We start from the raw sequence: 2,519 nt of genomic DNA, 5'->3' as shown, positions 1-2,519 counted from the left end.
GTACCGGGCTGAGAGGCGGTGTAAGTGAACTGTAGTTGCCATGTTTTACGGCAATGAGAGCAGAGATAGCGCTGATGTCCGGCAGTGCTTTTGCCGTTACGCACCACGCCTTCAGTAGCGGAGCAGGAAGGACATCTGATGGAAATGGAAGCCATGCAAGCACCTTAAAATCACCATCATACACTAAATCAGTAAGTTGGCAGCATTACCTCTTCATCCGGTGATTTATTCGACACTTCAATGTCATATTTAAATGAGTTGCCAAAAATAGGTGTCTCAGGAAAATTGACTAATCTACACTCCGTCTTTTGCTGTTGACGTATTAAAAAAGAAGGGAAGATATTTGCGAGATCCCAATAATCACGGTGGCGGTATTCACGGGGAGAGCAGCCGAATAACTTTTTAAATTCGCGGCTGAATGACTGCTGTGAATCAAAATGCAAAGAGAGTGCAATATCAAGCATAGATTTCGCGGTGAGCCGGACAAGAATGGCGGCACGGCAAAGCCTTCGTTTGCGAATGTATTCTCCCAAAGGCACATGCATGAAATTTCGGAACAGAAGCTGGATGTTGCGTCTGCTGTAGCCAGATTTCTGTGCGATATCTTCGATTGAAATAGGGTGCTCAAGATTGCACTCAATCCACTCCAGGAGCTGCTGTAGAATCTTCTGCCTAATCATCACATTCTCCGTTAATTCTTTGTCATATCGCACATTTTCGTTATGCCCTGGGCCCTAAGTGTATCAAAAACAGCAAGGGCGAAGGCAAAAGCACTGGTAGCGCCTGCTTCGTTGTCCCCGAAAATAGAGAGGTTTCAGTCCTGCATTATTAATGAATTTTTTGCATAAGTGATATCAAAATCCACGTACTAATTTGAGGTTACGTTTTAACGTAGACTCATTGTTCATGCCTAATGGAGGGACTGACAGTGGAATTTTCCGTATTAAGTAACAATCTGAAAATGCCGATGATGGGATTTGGTGTTTTTCAGGTTACCGATAAAAACGTGTGCAAACAGTCAGTGTTGAACGCTATCCGCACAGGTTATCGACTCATCGACACTGCAGCGGTATACGGTAATGAAGATGCCGTCGGTGAAGCCGTTCGTGAAGCTATATCTGAAGGTTTATGTACCCGAGATGAGTTATTTATAACGTCTAAATTGTGGGTGCAGGATATGTTGAATCAGGATACGGCAGCAGCAGGTATTGAAGCATCATTAAAAAAATCGGGACTAGAGTACTTCGACCTCTATTTATTGCACCAGGCTATGCGCGATTATTTCAGTGCGTGGCGTGCACTCGAAGATGCCTATGAAGAGGGCAAATTAAAAGCAATTGGGGTTTCCAATTTCTATCCTCATGTTCTGGCGAACTTTTGTGAAACGGTAAGAGTTAAACCGATGGTCAACCAGGTCGAGTTGCATCCCTATTTTGCCCAACCAGAGGCGCTGGCAACCATGAAGTATTATAACGTGCAGCCTGAAGCATGGGCTCCGTTAGGTGGTGGACGACATAAACCCTTTGAAAATAATCTGCTTCAGAGTATTGCAGATGCCCATCAAAAATCGATTTCTCAAGTCATTCTGCGTTGGAATATTCAACGGGGAGTGGTCGTTATTCCGAAATCGACACATCAACAGCGTATCGAAGAAAATTTTGCTATCTGGGATTTCTCACTGACAGAGAAAGAAATGGCACAAATTAGTTCGCTTGATTTGGGTTATGTTGGGGAGTCGGTAAAACATTTTAATCCTGAATTTGTTCGTGGTTGTCTTGCTGTAAAAATACATGATTGATATTAATCATATATTTTACCTGAGACGACAAGAATCTTTTAACAGGGGAGTGATATTGATCTTCACTCTGTCATATCTCCGGTAATATGGCGTCAGGCTTCATCATCAGAAAGGGGGCCTGACGCCTGAAAAAGTGAACAACAGACAGTGTTCGGATTATCAATATTCAGTTTTTAACGTTGAACTGGATTCATTACTGCGTTGTTTAAGAATTTCCCGCGCCGAATCTGCCATTATCATGACAGCACCAGCCAGCATCAGAGTATCTTTCAATACCAAGCGACCAGCACCGGATAAATAAGGGAAACCATAATGAGCGTCACCCAATGCGGGTACCCATGCCTCCGGGGTGGTGATTAAAAATGAGAGTGTTACCAGCGGCGTGGTAAATGCCATCAGTGATGGTAGCCTGAGTTTAACGGACACTCCTTCCTGAAATAGAATGGCATCAGAAGGAGCTAATAATGAGCAGAAAAAACCAACGTTACTCTAAAGAGTTCAAAGCCGAAGCTGTCAGAACGGTTCTTGAAAATCAACTTTCGATCAGTGAAGGCGCTTCCCGATTATCCCTTCCTGAAGGCACTTTAGGACAATGGGTTACCGCCGCCAGAAAAGGGCTCGGTACTCCTGGTTCCCGCACGGTGGCTGAACTGGAATCTGAAATTCTGCAACTGCGTAAGGCGTTAAATGAAGCTCGCCTTGAGCGAGATATATTAAAAAA

At 44.0% G+C, this 2,519-nt stretch carries 3 protein-coding genes and 2 pseudogenes; 2 read left to right on the top strand and 3 right to left on the bottom strand.

Going from position 1 to position 2,519, the window contains the following annotated elements:
* Both BFF42_RS15010 and BFF42_RS15005 read right to left on the bottom strand, forming a co-directional pair.
* The coding region (locus BFF42_RS15010) for an IS1 family transposase (RefSeq protein WP_001348782.1) at positions 1–155 on the bottom strand (155 nt) is incomplete at its 3' end.
* Between the two features lie 45 nt (positions 156–200).
* Positions 201–680 (bottom strand): annotated as a pseudogene (locus BFF42_RS15005) (helix-turn-helix domain-containing protein); the annotation flags it as partial.
* Positions 681–928: 248 nt separating this feature from the next.
* On the opposite strand from BFF42_RS15005, the gene BFF42_RS15000 reads away from it, so the two are divergent.
* Positions 929–1,798: an aldo/keto reductase gene (locus BFF42_RS15000; RefSeq protein WP_001299025.1), complete on the top strand. Its 870-nt coding sequence runs from the start codon at positions 929–931 to the stop codon at positions 1,796–1,798.
* A gap of 159 nt (positions 1,799–1,957) precedes the next feature.
* On the opposite strand, the pseudogene rclC reads toward BFF42_RS15000, so the two are convergent.
* A pseudogene (gene rclC / locus BFF42_RS14995) lies at positions 1,958–2,206 on the bottom strand (reactive chlorine species resistance protein RclC); the annotation flags it as partial.
* Between the two features lie 56 nt (positions 2,207–2,262).
* On the opposite strand from rclC, the gene BFF42_RS14990 reads away from it, so the two are divergent.
* On the top strand, positions 2,263–2,519 hold a 257-nt coding region (locus BFF42_RS14990), incomplete at its 3' end, for a transposase (RefSeq protein WP_069673647.1).

This window comes from Shigella sp. FC1661 (genome assembly GCF_001712525.1).
Classification (GTDB): Bacteria; Pseudomonadota; Gammaproteobacteria; order Enterobacterales; family Enterobacteriaceae; genus Escherichia; species Escherichia coli.
Note: the sequence above shows the minus strand (reverse complement) of the source record. Positions and strands in the feature narration are given on the sequence as shown.